The organism is Ancylobacter polymorphus (assembly GCF_030813495.1).
Taxonomy (GTDB): Bacteria; Pseudomonadota; Alphaproteobacteria; order Rhizobiales; family Xanthobacteraceae; genus Ancylobacter; species Ancylobacter polymorphus.
In genome coordinates this window covers 114,627-130,328 of sequence record NZ_JAUSUI010000009.1, presented here as the reverse complement: position 1 = coordinate 130,328, position 15,702 = coordinate 114,627, and the positions used below count along the sequence as shown (strand labels likewise).

At 66.5% G+C, this 15,702-nt stretch carries 14 protein-coding genes, 1 tRNA gene and 2 pseudogenes; 7 read left to right on the top strand and 10 right to left on the bottom strand.

Annotated features, from left to right (window positions below; all coding sequences use genetic code 11):
• Positions 1-94 precede the first annotated feature (94 nt).
• Complete coding sequence (locus tag J2S75_RS19015; RefSeq protein ID WP_307022225.1) at positions 95-538, top strand: PACE efflux transporter; 444 nt, start codon at positions 95-97, stop codon at positions 536-538.
• Positions 539-559: 21 nt separating this feature from the next.
• Here the strand turns inward: J2S75_RS19015 and J2S75_RS19010 are convergent, their stop codons facing one another.
• Both J2S75_RS19010 and J2S75_RS19005 read right to left on the bottom strand, forming a co-directional pair.
• Positions 560-1,441, bottom strand: coding sequence for a methylated-DNA--[protein]-cysteine S-methyltransferase (locus J2S75_RS19010; RefSeq protein WP_307022223.1), 882 nt, complete (start codon positions 1,439-1,441; stop codon positions 560-562).
• A 72-nt stretch (positions 1,442-1,513) separates the two neighbouring features.
• Positions 1,514-2,044, bottom strand: a complete 531-nt coding sequence (locus J2S75_RS19005) for a DUF2244 domain-containing protein (protein WP_307022222.1) — start codon at positions 2,042-2,044, stop codon at positions 1,514-1,516.
• Between the two features lie 22 nt (positions 2,045-2,066).
• Between J2S75_RS19005 and nth the strand changes: the two genes are divergently transcribed.
• Entirely contained in the window at positions 2,067-2,936 is an 870-nt protein-coding gene (gene nth, locus J2S75_RS19000) for an endonuclease III (RefSeq protein ID WP_307022220.1), read from the top strand.
• Between the two features lie 3 nt (positions 2,937-2,939).
• On the opposite strand, the gene J2S75_RS18995 is transcribed toward nth, so the two are convergent.
• Positions 2,940-3,602 carry a sulfate transporter family protein gene (locus tag J2S75_RS18995; RefSeq protein WP_307022219.1) on the bottom strand — a complete coding sequence of 221 codons (663 nt, stop codon included), beginning with the start codon at positions 3,600-3,602 and terminating at the stop codon, positions 2,940-2,942.
• Between the two features lie 270 nt (positions 3,603-3,872).
• On the opposite strand from J2S75_RS18995, the gene J2S75_RS18990 reads away from it, so the two are divergent.
• Positions 3,873-5,252: a flavin monoamine oxidase family protein gene (locus tag J2S75_RS18990; RefSeq protein WP_307022217.1), complete on the top strand. Its 1,380-nt coding sequence runs from the start codon at positions 3,873-3,875 to the stop codon at positions 5,250-5,252.
• 18 nt (positions 5,253-5,270) lie between these two features.
• Here the strand turns inward: J2S75_RS18990 and pheT are convergent, their stop codons facing one another.
• From pheT to J2S75_RS18965, 5 genes are all read right to left on the bottom strand, one after another.
• Positions 5,271-7,688: a phenylalanine--tRNA ligase subunit beta gene (pheT, locus tag J2S75_RS18985; RefSeq protein ID WP_307022215.1), complete on the bottom strand. Its 2,418-nt coding sequence runs from the start codon at positions 7,686-7,688 to the stop codon at positions 5,271-5,273.
• 121 nt (positions 7,689-7,809) lie between these two features.
• Positions 7,810-8,910, bottom strand: a complete 1,101-nt coding sequence (gene pheS / locus J2S75_RS18980) for a phenylalanine--tRNA ligase subunit alpha (protein ID WP_307022213.1) — start codon at positions 8,908-8,910, stop codon at positions 7,810-7,812.
• Positions 8,911-9,174: 264 nt separating this feature from the next.
• Positions 9,175-9,543, bottom strand: coding sequence for a 50S ribosomal protein L20 (gene rplT / locus J2S75_RS18975; protein WP_013165152.1), 369 nt, complete (start codon positions 9,541-9,543; stop codon positions 9,175-9,177).
• Positions 9,544-9,574: 31 nt separating this feature from the next.
• Complete coding sequence (gene rpmI, locus J2S75_RS18970) at positions 9,575-9,775, bottom strand: 50S ribosomal protein L35 (RefSeq protein WP_091437955.1); 201 nt, start codon at positions 9,773-9,775, stop codon at positions 9,575-9,577.
• Between the two features lie 197 nt (positions 9,776-9,972).
• Entirely contained in the window at positions 9,973-11,022 is a 1,050-nt protein-coding gene (locus J2S75_RS18965) for an SH3 domain-containing protein (protein WP_307022205.1), read from the bottom strand.
• Between the two features lie 242 nt (positions 11,023-11,264).
• On the opposite strand from J2S75_RS18965, the gene J2S75_RS18960 reads away from it, so the two are divergent.
• Positions 11,265-12,071 carry an undecaprenyl-diphosphate phosphatase gene (locus J2S75_RS18960; RefSeq protein ID WP_307022203.1) on the top strand — a complete coding sequence of 269 codons (807 nt, stop codon included), beginning with the start codon at positions 11,265-11,267 and terminating at the stop codon, positions 12,069-12,071.
• Between the two features lie 75 nt (positions 12,072-12,146).
• Here the strand turns inward: J2S75_RS18960 and J2S75_RS18955 are convergent, their stop codons facing one another.
• Positions 12,147-13,169: a complex I NDUFA9 subunit family protein gene (locus J2S75_RS18955; protein ID WP_307022201.1), complete on the bottom strand. Its 1,023-nt coding sequence runs from the start codon at positions 13,167-13,169 to the stop codon at positions 12,147-12,149.
• A gap of 273 nt (positions 13,170-13,442) precedes the next feature.
• Between J2S75_RS18955 and J2S75_RS18950 the strand changes: the two genes are divergently transcribed.
• From J2S75_RS18950 to J2S75_RS18940, 3 genes and pseudogenes are all read left to right on the top strand, one after another.
• Positions 13,443-13,527, top strand: a tRNA-Leu gene (locus J2S75_RS18950).
• A gap of 269 nt (positions 13,528-13,796) precedes the next feature.
• Positions 13,797-13,934 (top strand): annotated as a pseudogene (locus tag J2S75_RS18945) (IS5/IS1182 family transposase); the annotation flags it as partial.
• Between the two features lie 190 nt (positions 13,935-14,124).
• On the top strand, positions 14,125-15,450 hold the full coding sequence (locus J2S75_RS18940) for a hypothetical protein (RefSeq protein WP_307022199.1): 1,326 nt from the start codon (positions 14,125-14,127) through the stop codon (positions 15,448-15,450).
• A gap of 124 nt (positions 15,451-15,574) precedes the next feature.
• Here the strand turns inward: J2S75_RS18940 and J2S75_RS22500 are convergent.
• Positions 15,575-15,691 (bottom strand): annotated as a pseudogene (locus J2S75_RS22500) (IS3 family transposase); the annotation flags it as partial.
• Between the last annotated feature and the right edge of the window lie 11 nt (positions 15,692-15,702).

The window sequence follows — 15,702 nt, the reverse complement described above, 5'->3', positions numbered from 1 at the left end:
TAACGCCCAGCAGACCCATATGACCAGCGTGAAGACGACTTCCCCCAGTTCGGGAACCCAGGCGGGACGGCCCGAGACCCAGGGGAGGACTGTCATGCGCGGTACCGCCGACCGCATTCGCCACGTCATCAGCTTCGAAATCGTCGCCCTGTCGATCATCACCCCGCTCGGGGCGTGGGTGTTCGGCGTGCCGATGCTCGACATGGGCGCGGTAGGCGCCGGCGCGGCGCTGATCGCCGCCGGCTGGAACTATGTGTTCAATCTCGGCTTCGACCACGCGCTGGCGCGCCTGCGCGGCTCGGTGCGCAAGACGCTGGCGCTGCGGGTGCTGCATGCCCTGCTGTTCGAGGCCGGCCTCGTGCTCGTCCTCGTGCCCTTCGTCGCCTGGTATCTCGGCGTCGGCCTGTACGAGGCCTTTCTGATGGATCTGGCGCTGACCGTGTTCTTCCTCGTCTACGCCTTCCTGTTCAACTGGGCCTATGATGCCCTGTTCCCGCTGCCGGAGCCCCAGCGGCCAGCGGCGGCCGTGCCGCGCTGACACCGGACCGGCGGGTGCAGCTCAGCCCTTGGTGAGCTGGCCCGCCTCCCAGCCGAGAATGGCGCGCTTGCGGGTGAGCCCCCAGTGATAGCCGGTGAGATCGCCATTCTTGCCAAGCACGCGGTGGCACGGCACGACGAAGGACATCGGGTTCTTGCCCACCGCCGCGCCGATGGCGCGCGCCGCCTTCGGCTTTTCCACGCATTGGGCGATGCTGGAATAGGTGGTGGCCTTGCCGAGCGGGATGCGCATCAGCGTCTCCCACACCTTCACCTCGAAATCGGTGCCGATGAAGACGATGCGCAGCGGATCGTCCGGGCTCCAGGTGCCGCGGTCGAAGATGCGCGCCGCATAGGGGGCGGTGGCAATGGGGTCCTCGATATAGAGCGCGTTCGGCCAGCGCCGGCGCATGTCGGCGAGCGCGGCGTCCTCCTCGCCCTCATCGGCGAAGGCGAGGCCGCACAGGCCGCGCGGCGTCACCATGGCGAGCGCGGCGCCGAAGGGCGAGGCGTGGAAGCCATAGCGCACCACCAGCCCGGCGCCGCCGGTCTTCCACTCGCCGGGCGACATGGATTCGTGCACCACGAACAGATCGTGCAGCCGCCCCGGACCGGAAAGGCCGAGCTCATAGGCGGCATCGAGCACATTGTCGGATTCCGACAGCACCCGGCGGGCGGCGTCGATGGTCACCGCCTGCAGGAAGTCTTTCGGGGTGAGGCCGCACCAGCGGCGGAACAGCTCGGTCAGCGCGCGCGGGTGCACACCGGAGGCGCGGGCGATCTCCTCCACCTCGGGCTGGTCGCGGAAGCGCAGATTCACATATTCCACCGCGCGGCGGACGATTTCGTAATCCGCGGCGGCGATTTCCAGGGGGTGGGCGGCGTCGAGATTGGGCGCGAGCACGGGCGTTCTCCTCAAGCTGCCTCTATCCGACCACGCCCCGGCGAAGCGGGCCACCCGATTTCGACGGCGGCGTCAGACGGCCGAGCGCGCGACGCCGCGCTTGGCCTCGGCCAGCGCGCGCGCGAGGCTCTCCGCCAGTTCCTCGCGCTGCGCCGTGTGCAGGAAGCTGCCGATCACATAGGGCCGGCCGCGCATCTCCAGCGCCAGGCGCTGCACGCCGAAATCCTCGATCGCGTCGCAGGTCAGCCGGGTCCAGAGCGGGTTCAATTCCTCGCGATACTCCGTGCCGTCCGCCGTGACATGGCGCAGCCGGATCACGCTCGGCGTCACGGTGATTTCCTCGCAGGCGCGGGCGGCGCGGAAATTCAGGCGGAAGCCCCACCAGATCGCCAGCACGTCGAGCCCGAACAGGCCGAATACCGGCCAGGCGCCCATCATCAGGAAGGCCAGCCCGCAGACGAAGCTGATGCCGGCAATGATGCCCATGACCACCAGAAAGCCGCGCGGCCCGAGCGAGCGGTGCGGCTGGTAACGCACGGAAAACAGCTCCGGCTCGTCGAAGCCGGCGCCTTCATTCGGAGAGGCGGTATTGGCAGCGCTCATGGGCCCGCATTATAGGTCGAAAATGGCGGATGTGGACAAGGATTCGGTGCGACCCAGCGCGCGCCCGCGCAAGCGGCCGGCGGCGAAGGCGCGCCCCGGCGCGCCCGCCCCCGCGCGCGGCGCCAAGGCCTCGCCCTCCACCGCGAAGACCAGGGCCGCTCTGGCGGCGCTGGAACAGCAGGCGACCAGTCGGCCCGCCCGCCGGCGGGCCGTGGCCAATGCGGCGGCCGCCGCCATCGGCGGCGCCTTCCAGCCATGGACCGACGCGGAAATCGTCGCCGCCTTCACCCGCTTCGAGGCCGCCAACCCGCATCCCGAAGGCGAATTGGAGCACCACGACCCTTTCACTTTGCTGGTGGCGGTGGTGCTCTCGGCCCAGGCCACCGATGCCGGCGTCAACAAGGCGACGCGTGGCCTGTTCAAAGCGGCGCCTACCCCGGCGGCGATGGTGGCGCTGGGCGAGGAAGGCGTGGCGCAGCACATCCGCACGCTCGGCCTTTATCGCGGCAAGGCGAAAAATGTGGTCGAACTGTCCCGCCGCCTGCTCGCTGAGCATGGCGGCGAGGTGCCGGCCGACCGCGCCGCGCTGGAAACCCTGCCCGGCGTCGGCCGCAAGACGGCGAATGTGGTGCTCAACATCGCCTTCGGCCTGCCGACCATCGCCGTCGACACGCATCTGTTCCGCATCGCCAACCGCACCGGGCTGGCGCCGGGCAAGACACCGCTCGAAGTGGAGCTGGGGCTGGAGCGCATCATTCCCGACCGCTTCAAGCTGCACGCCCATCACTGGCTGATCCTGCACGGGCGCTATGTCTGCAAGGCGCTGAAGCCCGACTGCCCGCGCTGCCTGATCGCGGACCTGTGCCGCTGGCCGGAAAAGACGCCGGCCTGAGCCTCACCCGGCCCGCGACAGCCGCTTGTGCAGCCGCACCATGAAGATGGTGGCGAAGACCGGGGTGATGAGGTTGAGGATCGGCACCGACACCACGGCGGCGATCACCAGCCCGCCGAGGAAGATGGCCCCGGCATGGTGGCGGCGCAGCAGCGCCACCTCGTCCTCGCTGCGGTAGCGCATGGCCGCGAGCTGGAAATATTCCCGGCCGAGCAGATAGCCATTGGCGACATAGAACACGACAAGGTTCACCCCCGGCACGAGCAGAAGCAGCAGCGCCACCAGGTTCACCGCCAGCATGACGCCGAAGAATTTCACGGTCAGCCAGAGCGAGCGGCCGATCGGCAGCGCCTGCCCCTCCGGCTCCAGCGGAAAATCGCTGCGCTCCACTTGCGCGGCCACATCGTCGAGAAACAGGCCGGCGACGAGCGAGGTCACTGGCGGCACCAGGAAAATCGCGCCGATGAAAATGCCGAAGGCGGCGAGAATATCGATGGTGATCTCGGCCCAGCGCAGGTCCAGCGCGACGAAATAGGTCAATGCGTAATGCGCCCCGACGCCGAGCGCGATCAGCAGTCCGATGGCGAGGCCGACCGAGCGCAGCAGCACGCGGCGATACTCCGGCGAAAAGGTCTGGGCAAAAGCCGTGATCGCGTCCCGCAGCATCGAGTTCCCCTCTGGCGACCGCCCCTAGTTAGGGCGCCCGGCCCCGCCGCTCAAGCCGCGCCGGCCAGATGGCCGGCGGTGCGGGCAAGTTCGGGCTTGATTCGCGCGACGCGCCTGTGAGTCCCGATTCGTTCTCCACGAACAAAACATGATTCAGCGCAAGCCTTTAGCCGGCGTCTCCCCTCGCCGCCGCGGCCTTGGCGACCGGCGCCTTCGCCCGCCCGGCCGGTCATGCTAGCGTGCCCGCCTCATTGCATGAGTACCCGCCTTATGACCCGAACGCGCCCTGGCGGCACGCTGAACCGCCGCCACTTCCTCGCTGCCGCCTCGGCCGCGTTGCTGCCGACACCGGCCCTCGCCCAGGCCGGGGCCAGCGATGTCGATGTCGTCATCATTGGCGGCGGCGCGGCCGGCATCGCCGCCGCCCGCCGGGTCGCCGAAGCCAAGCGCTCCTATGTGCTGCTGGAGGCCGGGCCGCGTCTGGGCGGGCGGGCCCGCACCGAGAGCGCCTTCGGGCTCAAGGTCGATCTCGGCGCCGGCGGTTTCGCCGGCGGCGACGGCACGCTGGGTGCCAGCGCGCTGGCGGCCGGGCAGCCGCTCGTTCCCCTGCCCTCCGGGCGCCGCCTGTTCGCGGAAGGCCGCGAGGTGCGTGAAAGCGCCTATGACGCCTTTACCGCCACGCTGGGCGCGGCGCGGCGGGACATGCTCGCCGCCATCGAGGGCGGCAAGGATGTGGCGGCGGCGCAGGCCCTCGCCAGCGCCCCGCCGCCGGCCAAGGGCACACCCGGCTCGGACGGGCCCTGGGCCGCCACGGTGGCGCAATTTCTCGGCCCCCTGAGCTGCGGGCGCACCCTCGCCGCCCTCTCCGCGCTCGATCTCGCCCGCCGGGACGCCCGGCCGGACGACACGACGAGCCCGTTCGGCGTCGGCGCGCTGATGGAGGCGCTCGGCGCCTGGGTGAATGTGCAAAGGGACGCGCCGGTCACGCTCATCACCAATGGCGGGCGCTTTCACAGCGTGAGCGTGCGCGGGCAGCGCACGCCGATCCGCGCCCGTGCCGTCGTGCTCGCCGTGCCGGCGCCCGTGCTGGCGGCGGGCGCGATCCGCTTCAATCCGGTGCTGCCGACACGGCTGGTAACGGCACTGCGGGCGATTCCCGCCGGTTATCTCGAACAGGTGGCGTTCCGCCTTGCCGGCAATCCGCTCGGCCTGCAGCCGAACGAAACGGTGCTGGTCAAGGCCAATGCTGGCGCCCCGGCGCTGCTGCGCGGCCGCGTCCATGGCGGCGAGCTGCATGTGCTCACCTTCAGCGACGCGGCAGCCCGCGCCATCGCCGAGAAGGGGGCGGAGGCCGCCCTGCCGCTGGCCCAGGCCTGGCTGCGCGCCAATTTCCCCGGCGCGGAAACGGCGGTTTCCGAGGTGGTGGCCTCGCGCTGGGGGCAGGACCCACTGATCCGCGGCGCGCTAAGCCCGGCCTTGCCCGGCCAGGGGGCGCAGCGCCGCATCTTCACGGACACGGTGCAGAACCGCATTTTCCTGGCCGGCGACTATGTGCCGGAAACCGGCTGGGGCACGCTGGCCGGCGCCTGGGTCTCCGGCGAGGCCGCCGCCGGCCGGGCGCTACGCCTGTTTGGCGACGGCCCGGCCTGACGCCCACCTTCCAAGTCGTCAGCCGCGCAGCGTGGCGCCGGTCTTCTTCGTCACCTCGGCGACGATCTTCGCCGCTACCGCATCGATCTCGGCATCGGTCAGCGTCTTCTCGCGCGGCTGCAAAGTGACGGAAAGAGCCACCGACTTCTTGTCCGCGTCGATCCCCGGCCCCTCATAGAGGTCGAACACATTCACGCCGGTGATCAGCTTGCGGTCGACGCCGGCCGCCGCCTTCACCATGTCGCCGGCCGCGACGCCCCGCGCCACCACGAAGGCGAAGTCGCGCTCCACCGGCTGGAACGCCGAAAGCTCCAGCAGCGGCTTCACCCGCGTCGCCTTGGCCTTGGGCTCGGGGATGCGGTCAAGCAGCACCTCGAAGGCCACCAGCGGCGACTTGCCGTCCCCTGCGGCGTCGAGCACCTCCAGCACGGAGGGATGCAGTTCGCCGAAATGGCCGATCACATTCGGGCCGAGACGGAAGGTGCCGGAACGGCCGGGGTGGAACCAGGCCGGCGCGTCGGTCGAGATCTGCAGATTCGCCACCGGCGCGCCGCAGGCGGCGAGCAGCGCCAGCGCGTCCGCCTTGGCGTCGAACGCATCGACGCCCGCCGCCTTGCCGGCCCAGTGCCGGCCGGCGCCGGTCGGCTTCGCCGTGGCGCGGCGCAGACCCGTCGCCGCGATGAACTGGTCCTGCGGGCGGTCGCCCTTGAACACCTGCCCGACCTCGAACAGCGCGACATCGCCGAAGCCGCGATCGGCATTGGCCTGCGCGGAACGCACCAGCCCCGGCAGCAGGCTCGGGCGCATGTCCGAGAGGTCGGCGGCGATCGGGTTGGCGAGCGCGAGCGCCGGCTGTCCGCCGCCAAACAGCTCCGCCTGCGGCTTCGGCACGAAGGACCAGGTGACGGCCTCCACCAGCCCGCGCGCAGCGAGCGCGCGCTTCGCCTTGCGGGTGCGCAGCTGCGGCGTGGTCAGCACCGGCTTGCGCGCGGTCTCGTCGCGCGGGAAAGGCAGCGAGGGCACGCGGTCGAGGCCGACGATGCGGATGACCTCCTCGACCAGATCGGCCTTGCCCTCGATGTCGCCGCGCCAGCTCGGCGGGGTGACGCGCACCGTGCCGGAGGTGCCCTCCACGGCGAAGCCGAGCGACTTGAGCGTGTCGGCCTGTTCGGTCTCACTGGCGACCAGACCGGTCAGTTTTTCGGTCAGCTCCAGCGGGAAGTCGATCACCCGTGTGGTGTCAGGAATCGCGCCCGCCAGCACGATGTCGGATGCCTCGCCGCCGCACAGATCGAGGATCAGCCGTGTCGCCAGTTCCAATCCGGGGAGGGTGAACGCAGGATCGATGCCGCGCTCGAAACGGAAGCGGGCATCGGAATTCAGCCCCAGCTTGCGGCCGGTCTGGGCGATGTTGATCGGCTCCCACAGCGCGGATTCGACAAGAACGTCAACGGTTTCGTCGTCGCAGCCGGACTCCTCGCCGCCCATCACGCCGGCGAGCGATTCCACGCCCTTGTCGTCGGCGATGACGCACATGGTGGCGTCGAGCGCATAGGTCTTGCCGTCGAGCGCGAGCAGGCTCTCACCCGCCTGCGCGCGGCGCACGACCAGATTGCCGTGCACCTTCTTGGCGTCGAACACATGCAGGGGCCGGTTCTGGTCGAAGGTGAGCAGGTTGGTGACGTCCACCAACGCATTGATAGGCCTGAGACCAATGGCGCGCAGCTTGGCCTGCAGCCACTCCGGCGAAGGGCCGTTTTTAACCCCGCGCACCAGCCGCAGCGCGAAGGCCGGGCACGGGGCACCTTCCGCGAGGGTGACGGACACCGGGCAGGGATAAGTGCCCGGCACCGGAGCGATCGCGTCTTCCACCAGCCGGCCGAGACCGGCGGCGGCGAGGTCGCGGGCGATGCCGTGCACGCCGAGCGCATCGGCCCGGTTCGGCGTCACCGCGATTTCGATGACGGGATCGTCGAGGCCGATCCAGTCGACGTAAGTTGCGCCGACCGGAGCATCGTCCGGCAGGTCGATGATGCCGTCATGATCTTCCGACAACTGAAGCTCGGCCGCCGAGCACAGCATGCCCCGGCTCTCAACGCCGCGAATCGAGCCGATGCCGAGCGTGATGTCCTTGCCGGGAATATAGGTGCCGGGCGGGGAGAACACGCTCTTCATGCCGGTGCGGGCGTTCGGCGCGCCGCACACCACCTGCACCGGGTCGCCGGTGCCAGTGTCGACCAGACACACGCGCAGCTTGTCCGCGTTGGGGTGCTGAACGGCGGAGAGGACATAGGCGATGGTGAAGCCCTTGAGCTTGGCCGCCTTGTCCTCGACGCCTTCCACTTCCAGCCCGATGCGGTTGAGCGCGCCGGTCACGTCGTCGAGCCCATAGTCGCCGGAAAGATGCTCGCGCAGCCAGGAGAGGGTGAATTTCATCGGACAAGCCCTTTGTCAGGCGTCATCCCGGCCGGAGCGAAGCGGAGAGCCGGGATCGTATTAGGACGGTTGAGGCGCGGAAGGCGGTCCCGGATCAGCCGATCGCCATCCGGGAGGTGGATCAGGCCGAAAGCCCGCCCGCCAGTGTCGGGAAGTCGAGCGGGCGGAAGCCGTAATGGGCAAGCCAGCGGACATCGGCCTCGAAGAAGGCGCGCAGGTCCGGCATGCCATATTTCAGCATGGCGATGCGGTCGATGCCCATGCCCCAGGCGAAGCCCTGATACTCGTCCGGGTCGAGCCCGCAATTGCGCAGCACATTCGGATGCACCATGCCGCAGCCGAGAATCTCCAGCCAGTCCGAGCCCTCGCCGAAGCGGATCTCGCCCGGGCGCGAGCGGTCGCACTGAATGTCCACTTCCATGGACGGTTCGGTGAAGGGGAAGAAGGACGGGCGGAACCGCATCTTCACATTGTCCACCTCGAAGAACGCCTTGCAGAACTCTTCGAGAATCCATTTGAGGTGGCCGAGATTCGACCCCTTGTCGATGACGAGCCCCTCGACCTGATGGAACATCGGCGTATGGGTCTGGTCGCTGTCCGAGCGATAGGTTCGGCCGGGGCAGATGACGCGGATCGGCGGCTTCTTGGACAGCATGGTGCGCACCTGCACCGGAGAGGTGTGGGTACGCAGCACCAGGCGCGAACCGTCTTCCTTCGTCGGCAGATAGAAGGTGTCGTGCATCTCCCGCGCCGGGTGTCCTTCGGGGAAGTTCAGCGCGGTGAAGTTGTGGAAGTCGTCCTCGATATCGGGCCCTTCCGCCACCGCGAAGCCCATATCGGCGAAGATGGCGGTAAGTTCGTCGATCACCTGGCTGATCGGGTGCAGGCGCCCCTGCTCCGCCGGGGTCTCACGCACGGGAAGCGTCACATCCACCCGCTCCGTCTCCAGGCGCTTGGCCAGTGCTGCCGCCTTGAGGTCGGCGCGTCGGGCGGCGAGCGCCTCGTTCAGCCGGTCGCGCAGGCCATTAATGGCCGGGCCGGCGCTCTTGCGCTCCTCGGGGCTCATGCCGCCGAGGCTTTTGAGCAGTTCGGACACGGAGCCCTTCTTGCCCAGCGCGGCGACGCGGATCGCCTCCAGCGCCGGCTCGTCCGCCGCGCCCGCAATGCCAGCGGCCAGTTCGCGCTCCAGCGCGTCGAGATCGGGAAGGGCGGCAACAGACATGATCGTCTCTTCTCGGCTGCAAACATCGGTCAACAGGAACCTGCCGTCATTCCCGGAACCGGCCCGGGGATCCACGTGCTTGGCCCGGACGGGCGGGGGAAGCCGTGGATGGCCGGTGCTAACCTAGCCATGACGTGGTTTTATCGGCGAGTATGGGCGGCTTATAACGGCCCGCGCGCGGGGCGCAAAGCCGCTCTAACGCGAAAAGCCCCAACGCTTGCGCGCGGGGCTTTCCAGCTTTCGGTCCCGGCGGTTCGGGAAAGGTCAGGCGGCCTGCTTTTCCAGCGCGGCCTTGGCCTGCTCGACCAGCGCCGCGAAGGCGGCGGGCTCGTGGATGGCGATATCCGAGAGCACCTTGCGGTCGACCTCGATCCCGGCCTTGCCGAGACCGTCGATAAATCGGCCATAGGTGAAGCCGAGTTCGCGGGTCGCGGCGTTGATGCGCTGGATCCAGAGCGCGCGGAAATTGCGCTTCTTCACCTTGCGGTCGCGATAGGCGTACTGCTGCGCCTTCTCGACGGCCTGCTTCGCGACGCGGATGGTATTCTTGCGGCGGCCGAAATAGCCCTTCGCCGCCTTCAGCACCTTCTTGTGCTTGGCGTGGGAAGTGACGCCGCGTTTGACACGTGCCATGGGGAAATCTCCTGGGACTGGCTAGGGGGCGTCAGCCGTTGGGCAGAAAGAACTTGCGAACGTTGAAGGCATCACGCTCAGACATGACCGTGGTGCCGCGCTGGTCGCGGATCTGCTTGTTGGTGCGCTTGATCATGCCGTGGCGCTTATTGGCCTGGGCCATGATCACCTTGCCGGTGCCGGAGAGCTTGAAGCGCTTCTTCGCTCCGGACTTGGTCTTCATCTTGGGCATTTGGCTCGATCTCCACGGCCGGCGGCGCTCCCGCGAGGGGATGTCCCGGCCCAATCTAGTGTGAGCGTTCGAACCGCCACGGCAGCCCTTGTAGCCGGGCGGTTCTTGAAGGCCGCACCCTCTACAGGAGCGGCGGCATTATTTCAAGTCGGTGACGGGGAGGACCCGACGGTGTGGATACCGCCGGGCCATTCTTGTCAGATATTGCAGCCGGGGGCACCCGGCGCGCAGGGCGCCTGCCCCTGCGGGGGACGCCCCCCCGGCGGCGGACCACCCTGCGGCGGCCGGCCGGCGCCAGGGCCGCCCGGCCCGCCCGGCCCGCCCGGACCACCAAAGCCGGGACCACCGGGATTACCGGGACGGCCCGGACCGCCCGGATTACCCGGACCTCCGGGACCACCCGGCTTGCCGGGGCCACCCCAACCGGGGCCGCCGGGATTACCGGGACCACCCGGACCACCCGGACCACCCGGGCCGCCCGGCTTGCCGGGGCCGCCCCAACCGGGACCGCCGGGATTACCGGGACCGCCCGGACCACCCGGACCGCCCGGCTTGCCGGGGCCGCCCCAACCGGGACCGCCGGGATTACCGGGACCACCCGGACCGCCAGGGCCACCCGGCTTGCCGGGGCCGCCCCAACCGGGACCGCCGGGACCACCCGGACCACCCGGCTTGCCCGGACCGCCCCAACCGGGGCCGCCGGGACCACCGGGCCGACCCGGCGCACCCCAGCCGGGATGGCCCGGGCCCCAGTTCGGCGGACGCGGACCCCACCCGCCGGGAGGCGGAGGTCCCCAGCCGCCCGGAGGCGGTGGACCCCAGCCCGGCCCCGGGCCCGGATACGGCCCCGGCCGATAGGGCGGGCCCCAGCGGTCATAGGTCGAATACCAGGGCCGTCCGCGATAATAGCGGCCCCAATAATCATTGAAGCTGAAAGCGATGATCGGCACGCCAATGGTCGGGGCGTAGTCATAGAACTCGACCCGCCGACCGCCATAGACCGTTTCGATATACTGCGCTGCCACCCAGCCACGCATGTCGTCAATGCCGACATCGCACCAGCTGTAATCGCCAAGGCAGCCGAAAATCGCCAGCGGCGCGCCTTCGGCGAGCACCACCACCACGGGGTAATCCACACCGGGCCCCGCCCGCAAATTCACATTCGTCGTCACGAATCCGCGGTCCTGCGCGACCGCGGCACCCGCGAGCGCCAGCCACAGCAGGGCGCCCGCCACCATTCTCTTCATGAAAAACTCCCAAACGCCGCCGTTTCCGGGCAACGCCGACCAACGGCAAGGGGAGCCGCCAGTTGAGGCGGATTCATGTCTGCCCGAGCCGGCGATCGGCCGCAACGGGAGTTTATTTGCCGGCCCTTGCCCAGGGCTTCCATTGCGTCACGTTGCGAAGCCGGCGCGAAGCGGACAGGATGCGCCCGCGCCGCCCCGGCCCCCGCCCACCGCTCATCGCCCCTTCCCCACGGATAAGCCTCATGTCATTCGGCACTCTGCTCGAAGCCTTCCTTCTCGGCCTTCTGGAAGGCTTTACCGAGTTCCTGCCCGTCTCCTCCACCGGCCATATCCTGCTCGCCGGGCATTTCCTCGGTTTTGAGAGCGAGGGGAAGGTGTTCGAGGTCGTCATCCAGCTCGGCGCCATCCTCGCCTTGCTGGTGGTCTATTTCCGCCGCTTCTTCGATGTGCTGATCACCCTGCCGACGAGCCCGCGCTCGCGCAATTTCGTGTTCGGCATCCTCATCGCCTTCCTGCCGGCAGCGGTCATCGGCGCCTTCGCCCACGGCTTCATCAAGAGCGTGCTGTTCGAGACGCCGGCGCTGATCTGCATCATGCTGATCCTCGGCGGCATCATTCTGCTCTGGGTGGACACGCTGAAGGTGAAGCCGGTGCACACCGACGCCATGGCCTTCCCGCCCCTGCTGGCGCTGAAGATCGGCTTCATCCAGTGCCTGGCCATGATTCCCGGCGTGTCGCGCTCGGGGTCCACCATTGTCGGTGGCCTGCTGCTTGGCGCGAGCAAGCCGGCGGCAGCGGAATTCTCCTTCTTCCTCGCTCTGCCGACGATGACCGGCGCCTTCGCCTATGACCTCTACAAGAACCGCGACGCGCTGAATGCCGACGACATGACGATCATCGCGGTCGGCTTCATCGCCGCCTTCATCGCCGCGCTCGCCGTGGTGCGCGGGCTCATCGCCTTCGTCTCCCGCCATGGCTTCGCACCGTTCGGCTGGTGGCGCATCGGGGTGGGCGGGGTCGGGCTGGTGGCGCTGGCGCTGGTGGGCTAAGCCCGGCGCACGTCACATGAAAAAGCCGCCGGCGCGGGCGCGTCGGCGGCTTTTCATTGGCGGTGTTCGCGTCGATCAGGCGGCTTCCGGGCGCGAGAACTGGCCGGCCTTGCGGTAACGCCAGAGATAGCCGGGCAGGATGCCCCCGAGAGCGCTGGGCGTGATGCCGAGCCCTTCCAGGGTCCGCCCTTCCGCCTTGGCGGCGTCGGAGACCACATTGTCGTAGCCGAGCAGGCGCACCTGGTCGCGGGTCAGCAGCGGATTGGGCAGCATTTCGAGGAAGCGGGCATTGAAGGCGGCGAGCCCGGCCGGCATCGGCAGCAGCAGGCGCTTGCGGTCGATCTCGGCCAGCAGCAGCTCCATCAGCTGCTTGAAGGTCAGCACTTCCGGCCCGCCGAGTTCATAGACCGTGCCCGGCCGCGCCTGACCGTCCACCGCGCGGGCGAAGGCCTCGGCGACATCGCCGACGAACACAGGCTGGAAGCGCGTTCCGCCGCCACCGATCAGCGGCAGCGCCGGCGAGAGCCGCGCCATGGCGGCGAAGCGATTGAAGAAATCGTCTTCCGGGCCGAACACGATGGACGGGCGCATCACCACAGCGCCGGGAACGGCTTCCAGCGCCGCCGCCTCGCCCGCCGCCTTGCTACGGGCATAGAGCGCGTCCGAATCGGCCGAGGCGCCGATGGCAGACATATGGATCAGCCGCGCGCCGACTTCCCGCGCCGCCAGCGCCACCTGCCGCGCGCCGAAGTTATGCACGGCCTCGAAGCTCTGACGGCCGCTCTCATGCAGCACGCCCACGAGGTTGATCACCACTTCCGCGCCTTCCGCCGCCCGCAGCACGGAGGCGGGATAGCGCAGATTGGCCTGCACCGGGGCGATCTGCCCGACGGCACCGAGCGGCTGCAGATGGCCCGCGAGGTCCGGCCGACGCACCGCCACGCGGACCCGCCAGCCCAGCCGCGCCAGGGCGCGCACCACGTGGCGGCCAACGAAACCGGAGCCGCCATAGATCGTCACCAGCCGTTCCATCGGCGCCGGGCGCCGGGCCAGTTCAGCCTCGCTCTCCAGCGGCAGTTCCTTCGTGGTGTCGACCATGTGACGTCTCCCGGCCCGGCATTGGCATGCCACGACGATTAGCGCGCCGCTGCGGCAGCGTCCAGCGCTCCGCGTGAGAGCGCCGCGGGCTTTTGCGCGCAGGCGGAACGCGGGAAGGCAAGCCGGGGCGCCGAGATGACGCCGCCATAGCGGGGGCGCCGCCAGAAGGTGGATCAGCGAGATTTCCACCGCTAGCTGGGATCTTCTGTGAAAGGTGCGTTGACAAGAGGGAGTCCACCCGACTATCTCTCGCCGCCGTGCCGCAAGGCACATGCCCAGGTGGCGGAATTGGTAGACGCGCTGGTTTCAGGTACCAGTGGGTAACACCGTGGAGGTTCGAGTCCTCTCCTGGGCACCAGCATACCGCAGAATTGCGCGGTATCAAAAGGTCAAGCCTTTTCAAAGTCCTGTCGGTGTCGCACTGTGTAACAACGGTGTGCAACGATGGGTCTTTGGCTTGTGGCGCCGATGAAGCGCAAAAATTCTTCCCATTACCCATTCGTCCAGCGAATCCCGGCGGACATTCGGCCGCGACTGGTCGGCGTGACGCTGGAGGTGCCGCTCGGCGCCGACTTCGTGCCCGTCTCCATATCGGGGAGCGCACAGGCCAGCCCATGGCTCTAAAGCCAGAGGAACCTCGTTGAACGCGCCGTCAACAGGATCAAGCAGATGCGCGACCTCGCCAGCCGCCACGACCGGCGCCCGGAAAACGTCCTCGCAGCCCTCAAGCTCGCTACCGTCCGCATTCGGATCAATGCGTTATGAGGCTCCTCGGGAGAAATGGACGAAGTCCAGAGCGGATAGTGTCTGGCAAACGGCATCGGCGGAGGATTTTTGGCACGTCCAGAACGTCCCATAGAGCCGGTCGGGACAACTGGCCGCAACCTCAACAACGCACTTGGCTTTGCCACACGCCATCCACTAAGCTCATCATATCACTTTCTGGAGCCTTTAAATGCGCGGATACAAAGAATTGAAGGAGATCAATGAGACATTGATATTATTTATTCTGGCGATAATGATTGTACTTATATTTTCTCTACCTTTTATTTTCTATTTCAATGAAATATTTAACAATACACCATATTTTGATGAGTGGAGAACGGTGCCAGATGCAATTCGCATTTCGCACGGAGACTGGTCTTTTTATTATTTATTAGTCAAAGAACAGGGGCACTCGGTCATATTCTACAGACTTTCGACAATAATTGATGCAGCTTTATTTTCCTATTCTCTCTATATAACTCTTTTTATAGGACATTCATTCTTATTGTTTTCTGCACTCTTCATTACAGCTATTGTTGCATCGACGCAAGACGCCAATCCTATATATCGCATTGCTGCATGCATTGGCGTTTCTTCTTTACTTTTTAATCTTCATAATTGGGAAAATATACTTGCACCCTGGATAATAAATTCAACGTCTCTTTTATTCTGCTTCATTATTGCAACCTACATCGCCCCAAAGAAAGGCGTATCTTATATCATAATTTCAACAATATTCTCTATATTGGCATCACTTTCTTTTAGCAATGGGTTTTTTGTCTGGATTTGCTGCTTCTTTATATTTATTTCGCATCGCATGTTTAAACGAGCGTTATTCTTCTGCGTGCTTGGATTTCTATTTATCCTTTATACGGTCAAAGACTGGGGTCGAGTTAGTATCGGCGTCGATATCGGAAATTCTATTCTACGCATGTTCTCTGCCGTAGGAAACGGACTTTCTTTCTCTCCTACAGCCATTTCCACTTCTGCTCCTGTATCCGTGTCGGATATGCATCTCTTGATGATCACGGGTCTAATTTTGATCCTCGTGTCATGTTGGATGGTTTTTCTCGTGCGACGGGATATAGCTCGCTCGTCCTTTGCAATTTCGCTTATGTTGTTTGGCCTCGGCAGTTGCGCTCTCATCGCTGTGGGGCGCTCGACCTTGCCTGTGGAGCAGGCCGCGTCTTCGCGATACTATTTTTCTGCCGTTCCGATCTTGATCGGCATCATCCTGATATTGCTCGATTTAAGCCGCAAGCATAGGTTAGCGGGCATTGCGCTATCGGGATGTGTCGCGGTTATTTTTGCCTCCTACATCGTTGCGTTCCGCACGGAGATGGCGGCCGCGCCTTATCGAAAGCTGGCGTTCGACCGATGGGAGAAAGCGGTCGAAAGCTACGATACGGCGACGGATGCGGAGTTGGCCGATCATCTTTCGTCTCCGGCTCTTATTCGGTCCTTGGCTCGGAGCTTATCCGACGCCAAGCTTGGGCCGTTCAGCGCGGCAAAGTAAGCCGGAGCCGCGGGTCGCGCCCCAGCCGGGCCGCGATATGCTGAGCCCGGTTGACCTGAGACCTTTTTCCTCCGACTTAGAAGCGAAGCCTAAGTTTCGTTGATCCGAGACCATTTTTGGACCGCCGGAGGCTGGAGTTCCCGGCCTTCATCACGGCGGCGGGCTTACCAGGCCGGGAGAAGTCCAGGGTGACGCCCTTCGCATAGGCCCAAACGAGGTCACGGGAGACGCACTTTCCGCCGGCGGCATCAA

Excerpts from the sequence above, each read along its gene's own strand:
- J2S75_RS19015 (WP_307022225.1), top strand. The coding sequence starts at position 95 with ATGCGCGGTACCGCCGACCGCATTCGCCACGTCATCAGCTTCGAAATC.
- J2S75_RS19005 (WP_307022222.1), bottom strand. The coding sequence starts at position 2,044 with ATGAGCGCTGCCAATACCGCCTCTCCGAATGAAGGCGCCGGCTTCGAC.
- nth (WP_307022220.1), top strand. The coding sequence starts at position 2,067 with ATGGCGGATGTGGACAAGGATTCGGTGCGACCCAGCGCGCGCCCGCGC.
- J2S75_RS18995 (WP_307022219.1), bottom strand. The coding sequence starts at position 3,602 with ATGCTGCGGGACGCGATCACGGCTTTTGCCCAGACCTTTTCGCCGGAG.
- J2S75_RS18990 (WP_307022217.1), top strand. The coding sequence starts at position 3,873 with ATGACCCGAACGCGCCCTGGCGGCACGCTGAACCGCCGCCACTTCCTC.
- pheT (WP_307022215.1), bottom strand. The coding sequence starts at position 7,688 with ATGAAATTCACCCTCTCCTGGCTGCGCGAGCATCTTTCCGGCGACTAT.
- pheS (WP_307022213.1), bottom strand. The coding sequence starts at position 8,910 with ATGTCTGTTGCCGCCCTTCCCGATCTCGACGCGCTGGAGCGCGAACTG.
- rplT (WP_013165152.1), bottom strand. The coding sequence starts at position 9,543 with ATGGCACGTGTCAAACGCGGCGTCACTTCCCACGCCAAGCACAAGAAG.
- rpmI (WP_091437955.1), bottom strand. The coding sequence starts at position 9,775 with ATGCCCAAGATGAAGACCAAGTCCGGAGCGAAGAAGCGCTTCAAGCTC.
- J2S75_RS18965 (WP_307022205.1), bottom strand. The coding sequence starts at position 11,022 with ATGAAGAGAATGGTGGCGGGCGCCCTGCTGTGGCTGGCGCTCGCGGGT.
- J2S75_RS18960 (WP_307022203.1), top strand. The coding sequence starts at position 11,265 with ATGTCATTCGGCACTCTGCTCGAAGCCTTCCTTCTCGGCCTTCTGGAA.
- J2S75_RS18955 (WP_307022201.1), bottom strand. The coding sequence starts at position 13,169 with ATGGTCGACACCACGAAGGAACTGCCGCTGGAGAGCGAGGCTGAACTG.
- J2S75_RS18940 (WP_307022199.1), top strand. The coding sequence starts at position 14,125 with ATGCGCGGATACAAAGAATTGAAGGAGATCAATGAGACATTGATATTA.